At 63.6% G+C, this 6,651-nt stretch carries 5 protein-coding genes; 3 read left to right on the top strand and 2 right to left on the bottom strand.

Annotation, left to right across the window (positions count from 1 at the left end; genetic code table 11):
• The first annotated feature begins 217 nt into the window (after positions 1-217).
• Positions 218-901 carry a rhomboid family intramembrane serine protease gene (locus tag ACYVKM_RS13590; RefSeq protein WP_460878145.1) on the top strand — a complete coding sequence of 228 codons (684 nt, stop codon included), beginning with the start codon at positions 218-220 and terminating at the stop codon, positions 899-901.
• Between the two features lie 4 nt (positions 902-905).
• Here ACYVKM_RS13590 and ACYVKM_RS13585 read toward each other — a convergent pair whose 3' ends face one another.
• A complete protein-coding gene (locus tag ACYVKM_RS13585; RefSeq protein WP_460878144.1) occupies positions 906-1,640 on the bottom strand; it encodes a glutamine amidotransferase in 735 nt (244 codons plus the stop codon).
• A 32-nt stretch (positions 1,641-1,672) separates the two neighbouring features.
• Positions 1,673-3,493, bottom strand: a complete 1,821-nt coding sequence (locus ACYVKM_RS13580) for a GspE/PulE family protein (RefSeq protein ID WP_460878143.1) — start codon at positions 3,491-3,493, stop codon at positions 1,673-1,675.
• A gap of 96 nt (positions 3,494-3,589) precedes the next feature.
• On the opposite strand from ACYVKM_RS13580, the gene glyQ reads away from it, so the two are divergent.
• On the top strand, positions 3,590-4,501 hold the full coding sequence (gene glyQ, locus ACYVKM_RS13575; protein ID WP_460878142.1) for a glycine--tRNA ligase subunit alpha: 912 nt from the start codon (positions 3,590-3,592) through the stop codon (positions 4,499-4,501).
• Positions 4,494-6,641, top strand: a complete 2,148-nt coding sequence (glyS, locus tag ACYVKM_RS13570) for a glycine--tRNA ligase subunit beta (RefSeq protein ID WP_460878141.1) — start codon at positions 4,494-4,496, stop codon at positions 6,639-6,641. Before glyQ ends, glyS begins: the two co-directional genes overlap by 8 nt.
• Positions 6,642-6,651 lie beyond the last annotated feature (10 nt).

The following is a 6,651-nucleotide window of genomic DNA, read 5'->3' as shown; positions in this document are numbered from 1 at the left end:
GCAAGAGTAGGTCACCGCCAGGGGCTTTATCCCAAAAACCCTCACCGGAAACGGTGGGGGTTTTTCTTTATGCGACATGGCTGACGCGATCGAAGAGCGCAACCCGCTGACGGCGGGTTTCTTTGCATGGATTGCAACCCGGTCACGGTCGGTCATGCGCGATCCCCTATGATGGTCGGCACGCCGCTATCCGGTCGCTATCCGAGGAAATGCGCTTTTGTTTGTACACGTCGAAACACGCCGCCGACCCCGCTGGCACTGGGCCACCTTGCTGGTGGTCACGCTGTGTGTGGTGTGTTTCGTCGGTCTTGCGTTGACACCGCCGCCGCAACGGATTTCGTTGTTGCTGGAATGGGGAACAGTGCCGGCGAACATCTTCGATCCGCACGAGGCATTGCTGCCGCAGTTGACCGACCCTGCTCTGCTGCGCCTGTTCACGGCGCTATTCATTCATGTGACCTGGCTGCATCTGCTGAGCAATCTGCTGTTTCTGGCGATCTTCGGTTTGCCGGGCGAGCGTGCGTTGGGCTCGCTGCGCTTTCTGCTGCTGTTCGTGATCGGCGGTATCGTGGCGAACCTGATTGGTGCCTTGTCATTGGCGGGTGTGCGCCTGCCGATCATTGGTTGCAGTGGTGCGGTGTCGGCAGTAGTAGGCACCTATGTGGCGCTGTTTCCACGCGCCAAACTCGGACTGGTATTGCCGCTGGGCTTGTATCTGGAGTTTGTAAGAGTGCCGGCCTTTCTGCTGATCGGTATCTGGGTGCTGCTGCAATTGTTGTTCAGCTACGCCGGGCCTAGCTATGGCGCCTATGTCTGGTGGGCGCATATTGGCGGTTTTCTGTTCGGTGTGGTGTTCGCCCTGTTCTCACGCGACGCAATCGCCCGACGCTTGCGCGGTTGAACATTCAACCCCACGCGGCTGCATGACTCCACCCGTGCAGGCGGGCAAACTGCCGCAGCAGTCGGCGGGCGAGCGGCGTGGCGGCGACGCTGCTAAAGGCCCTATGCGGATCTGCGCCTTCGCGCTGCATGTCGACATGCTTGCGCTTGATGTATGCGCGCATCACGTCGGCATTGAACTCGGGATGGAACTGGCTGCTGATCGCCTGCGGTCCGTGGCGCAGCAGCTGATGCGGATCGCGGAGGGAGCGCGCCAGCACGGTGGAGCCACGCGGCGGTTCGAGCACGCTCTGCTCGTGGGTGGTATGTGCACGGAAACTGGCTGGCAAGCTGCAAGTCAGGGGATCGGCTGCAGCGCAGTCGAGCAGTTCGATCGGTTGGGTGCCAATCTCGCGCCCACCGGGTAGGTAATCGACACGCCCACCCAACGCATGCGCCATCAGCTGATGGCCGTAGCAGACCCCGAATAGCGGCAGTTCCACATCCATCGCGCTGCGGATCCAGCCGGCAGTGCGCTCGCTCCACGCTGCCCGCTCGGTGACCATGGCCGCAGAACCGGTAATCATGGCGCCGGCAATTTCCTGTGGTGGTGGGAGTGTCTCGCCAGCGGCGACATCAATAATCCGGATCTGTTGCGGATGCAGTTGCGCACCGAGCCGGAACCAGTGGGGGAAGTCGCCATGCCGGCCACGGATGTTGTCCGGCGCACGGCCGGTTCGGATGATCAATACGGGTTTCATGCACGGAAGCGCTGAATGAGGAGTGGGCGTCTCTACGGCGGTGTGTCGTCGAAGGTCTCGATGGGCGGCAGCACGGTGAGGATTTCCTGCACGGTGGTCAGTCCGGCAGCCACCTGGTCGGCGGCGGATATGCGCAACGGCCGCATGCCTTCGGACAATGCAGCCTGCCCGAAGTTGCCCAGATCGAGCTCGGCCGAGATGAGTCCGCGCAACCGTGGAGAGAGCTTCATCATCTCGTAGATGCCGGTGCGGCCCATGAAGCCGGTATTGCGGCACTCAAGGCAACCGATCGGCTGAAATACCTTGTCCGGCACCGGTATCGACCAGCCGTGGGTGAGTACTTGCCATGCCTGCGGATCCTGCGTGGTTTCCTGTTTGCAGTGCGGGCACAGGGTGCGCACCAGTCGCTGTGCAACCACGCCAGTCAGGGTGGACTGGATCAGGTAATGCGGCACGCCCAGATCGAGCAGGCGAGTGACCGCACTGGGCGCGTCGTTGGTATGCAGAGTGGACAGCACCAGGTGACCGGTCAGCGAGGCCTGCACCGCCATCTGCGCGGTCTCCAGGTCGCGGATCTCGCCGACCATGATGATGTCCGGATCCTGGCGCAACAGGGTACGCACGCCAGCGGCGAAATCCAGGTCGATCGCGGCATGCACCTGCATCTGGTTGAATTCAGGCGAGACCATCTCGATCGGGTCTTCCACCGTGCACACGTTGAGCGCGGGTGTGGCCAGGTGCTTGAGCGTGGAATACAGCGTGGTGGTCTTGCCCGAGCCGGTCGGACCGGTGACCAGCACGATGCCGTGCGGACGCTCCACCATGCTGCGCCAGTTGGCACCCTCGTCGACGGAGAAACCGAGCTGGGCGAAGTCCTTGACCACCAGGTCAGGATCGAAGATGCGCATCACCACCTTTTCGCCGAAGGCGGTGGGCATGTTGGAGATGCGCAGCTCCACCTCGCGGCCGCCTGCCGAGCGGGTCTTGATGCGGCCATCTTGCGGCCGGCGTTTCTCGGCCACGTCCATGCGCGCAAGGATCTTGATGCGCGCGGTCACCGCCGTCATCACCGGCGACGGCAGCTCGAACACCTTGTGCATGATGCCATCGATGCGGAAGCGGATATGCCCGGTCTCGCGGCGTGGCTCGAGATGGATGTCGGACGCACGTTGCTCGAATGCGTACTGCAGCAGCCAGTCGACGATGTGCACCACATGGCGGTCGTCGGCGCCGACCTCGCCGCTCTTGCCCAGCTCGACCAGCTGCTCGAAGTTGAGAATCGCCGAGGCGTTGTTGTCGTTGGCCTTCGCGTCCTGCGCCAGCTGGATCGAGCGCTGGACGCCATAAAATTCCTGCAGGTAGCGGTTGATGTCGATCGGGCTGGCCACCACCCGCTTCACGTCACGCCGCAGCATCTGTGCCAGATCGGCGGCCCAGCCCGCGTCGAACGGTTCGCAGGTGGCGAACGTCACTTCGCCGGGCGCGGCTGCCACCGGCAGGATCCGATGGCGCTGGGCGTACGCGTGACTGACCACCTGGGTTACCGAGGCGACGTGGATCTTCATCGGATCGATTTTCAGATACGGCAGACCGGCGTGACTGGCCAGCCATTCGGTCAATGCTTCCAGTTTCAGCGGTCGCCCCGGCTCGCGTTGATTTGCCAGCTTGGCGTTGGCGATCAATACCAGCGGATGCAATTCCACGGTACTGCGCCCGGCGCGTGCGCCCATGCGCACCTGCTTGGCGTCATCTGCCAGCAGATAGCCGTCGACCACCAGCGCAGCCAGCAGATCGTCCAGTTCCAGCCGGCCGCGACGGCCCAGCAGGGATGCGATTTGCGGTGATGCGGCCATTCCGATATTACCCCCGTGGTGCTTTGCCGGTCGGAGCCCGGTGGGAAAGCAAGCTGCGGCTATACTAACGCGCTTTATCCCAGGTCACGGAAAGCCATGTCCGCGCGCACCTTCCAGGATGTGATCCAGACCCTCAACCGCTATTGGGCGGCGCAGGGTTGCGTGCTGTTGCAGCCACTCGATACCGAGGTTGGCGCAGGCACGTTCCACCCGGCCACCTTTCTGCGCTCGCTCGGTCCCGAGCCGTGGGCGGCGGCGTATGTGCAGCCCTCGCGCCGACCGACCGACGGTCGCTATGGCGAGAACCCGAATCGCCTGCAGCATTACTACCAATATCAGGTGGTGATGAAGCCGAATCCGGAAAACATCCTCGATCTGTATATCGGTTCGCTGAAGGAACTCGGCCTCGATCCGCTGGTGCATGACCTGCGCTTCGTCGAGGACAACTGGGAATCACCGACCCTGGGCGCGTGGGGACTCGGCTGGGAAGTCTGGTTGAACGGCATGGAAGTGACCCAGTTCACCTACTTCCAGCAGGCCGGCGGCCTCGAATGCCGCCCGGTCACAGGAGAGATCACCTACGGTCTGGAGCGGCTGGCGATGTATCTGCAGAACGTGGACAACGTCTACGACCTGGTCTGGACCGACGGCCCACGTGGCATCGTCACCTATGGCGACGTATTCCATCAGAACGAGGTAGAGCAGAGCACCTACAACTTCGAGCATGCCAACGTACCTGAGCTGCTGCACTGGTTCGACGTCTGCGAAGGCGAGGCGAACAAGCTGATCGCCGCGAACCTGCCGCTGCCGGCCTACGAACAGGTGATGAAGGCCAGCCATACCTTCAACCTGCTCGATGCACGTCGCGCGATCAGTGTCACCGAACGCCAGCGCTACATCCTGCGCGTGCGCACGCTGTCGCGCAGCGTCGCCGAAACCTATGTGGCGCAGCGCGAGAAGCTGGGTTTCCCGGGCCTCAAGCAAGTGAAGGAGCTGGCCCATGGCTGAGCACAAGCCGCTGTTGATCGAACTGGGTACCGAGGAGCTCCCGCCAAAGGCGCTGGACGAACTCTCCTCCGCATTCCTGCGCGGCATCTGCGACGGGCTGGCCAAGCGCGGTATCGAGGCTGCGCTGGATCAGGCAAAAGCTTATTGCACGCCGCGCCGTCTGGCCGTGCATATTCCCGCAGTCGCACAGGCGCAGCCGGAGCAGGCAATCGAGCGACGTGGACCGGCGATGAACGCCGCGCTGGATGCCGATGGCCTGCCATCCAAAGCGCTGCTCGGCTTCGCGCAGTCCTGTGGCGTCGGTGTCGAGCGACTGGAAAAGCTGGAAACCGACAAGGGTTCGTGGTTCGTGTTTCGTGCGGTGAAGCCCGGTCAGCCGGTGGCGGCCCTGCTGCCGGAAATCATCGAAGAAGCGCTGAAGAACTTGCCGATTCCGCGGCCGATGCGCTGGGCCGATCACGACTACAGCTTCGTGCGTCCCGTCCACTGGCTGGTGATCCTGCACGGTGCCGAGATCGTCGATGGTGGCTTGCTCGGCCTGAAGAGCGGGCGCAAGTCACGCGGCCACCGCTTCATGCATCCACAGCCGGTGCATGTGGCCGATGCCGACAGCTGGCTGGATGCGATGCGTGCTTCCAACGTTCTTGCCGACCCGCAGGAACGGCGCCAGCGCATCCGTGCGGAGGTGGCCCGGACTGCACAGCAGACTGGTAATGTGCCGCGGCTGGACGAGTCCTTGCTCGACGAGATCGCCAACCTTACCGAATGGCCGGTGGCGATCGCCTGCACCTTCGAACGTGAGTTTCTTGCTGTTCCGCCGGAGGCGCTGGTGACCACCATGGTGGCGAACCAGAAATTCGTGCCGGTGTTCGACGCCGACGGCAGACTCACCGAGCACTTCATCGGCATCGCGAACATCGACAGCAAGGATCCGGCCGAGATCCGCAAGGGCTACGAGCGGGTGATCCGGCCACGCTTCGCCGACGCCAAGTTCTTCTGGGACGAGGATCTGAAGACGCCGCTGGCCAGTTACCAGGAGCAGCTCAAGAACGTCACTTACCAGCAGGCGCTGGGCAGCCTGTGGGACAAGAGCGTGCGTGTGGCCGAGCTGGCGCGCGTGATCGCCAACCGGGTTGATGCGGATGCCGGTGCGGCCACCCGAGCCGCCTCGCTGAGCAAATGTGACCTGCTGACCCGCATGGTTGGCGAGTTTCCCGAGCTGCAAGGTGTGATGGGGTGTTACTACGCCAGCCATCATGGTGAATCGGCCGAGGTGGCCGCGGCACTGGACAGCTATTACCAGCCGCGCTTCGGCGGCGATGCGATCGCTGCCGGCAAGCTGGGCCAGGTGCTGGCGGTGGCCGAGCGGCTGGATACGCTGGCCGGTATCTTCGCGGTGGGCATGAAGCCGAGTGGAAACAAAGATCCGTTCGCACTGCGCCGTGCTGCACTCGGTCTGGCGCGTACGCTGATCGAGGCCGGCCTTGAGCTCGATCTGCGCGGCAGTTTTGTCGAGGCACTGGAACTGCTGCCGGATAATGCATTGGCGGCTGGCCTGAAGCCGAGCAAGGACGGCAAGCCACCGGTCCTGCATGCTGGCGAGCGACGGGCGATCCTGCTCGAGGAACTGTACGACTTCGTGCTCGATCGCCTGCGCGGCTACTACGCCGAACAGGGTTTCGACACCGCGCAGTTCGAGGCCGTGCTGGCGGTGCAACCTACCAGCCTGGTCGACTTCGACCGGCGCCTGCGCGCCGTGGCCGAGTTCGGTCGTCGCCCGGAGGCGATCAGCCTGGCCGCGGCGAACAAGCGCGTCGCCAATATCCTGCGCAAGCAGGCCGAGGAAACGGGTGCGCCAGTGATCGGTCGGGCAGTCGACCCGGCACACTTCGAGGCAGATGCGGAGCGTGAACTGGCCGACGCGCTCAGCACCGCTCAGCGCGAGACGGCCGGGGCGCTGTCCGCGGGTGACTACACCGCCGTGCTGGCCCGCTTGTCGCAACTGCAGGCACCGGTGGATACATTCTTTGACAGCGTGCTGGTGAATGCCGATGATCCGGCCGTGCGCGCCAACCGGCTAGCCCTGCTGGGCCAGTTGAAAGCGCAGTTCGGCGCGATTGCCGATATCGCCCTGCTCTGAGCAGAGGCCA

The organism is Rhodanobacter koreensis, assembly GCF_054782855.1.
Note: the sequence above shows the minus strand (reverse complement) of the source record. Positions and strands in the feature narration are given on the sequence as shown.

What these genes read in the sequence shown, in the direction of transcription:
- ACYVKM_RS13585 (WP_460878144.1), bottom strand. Translation starts at nt 1,640, where the DNA reads ATGAAACCCGTATTGATCATCCGAACCGGCCGTGCGCCGGACAACATC.
- ACYVKM_RS13580 (WP_460878143.1), bottom strand. Translation starts at nt 3,493, where the DNA reads ATGGCCGCATCACCGCAAATCGCATCCCTGCTGGGCCGTCGCGGCCGG.
- glyQ (WP_460878142.1), top strand. Translation starts at nt 3,590, where the DNA reads ATGTCCGCGCGCACCTTCCAGGATGTGATCCAGACCCTCAACCGCTAT.
- glyS (WP_460878141.1), top strand. Translation starts at nt 4,494, where the DNA reads ATGGCTGAGCACAAGCCGCTGTTGATCGAACTGGGTACCGAGGAGCTC.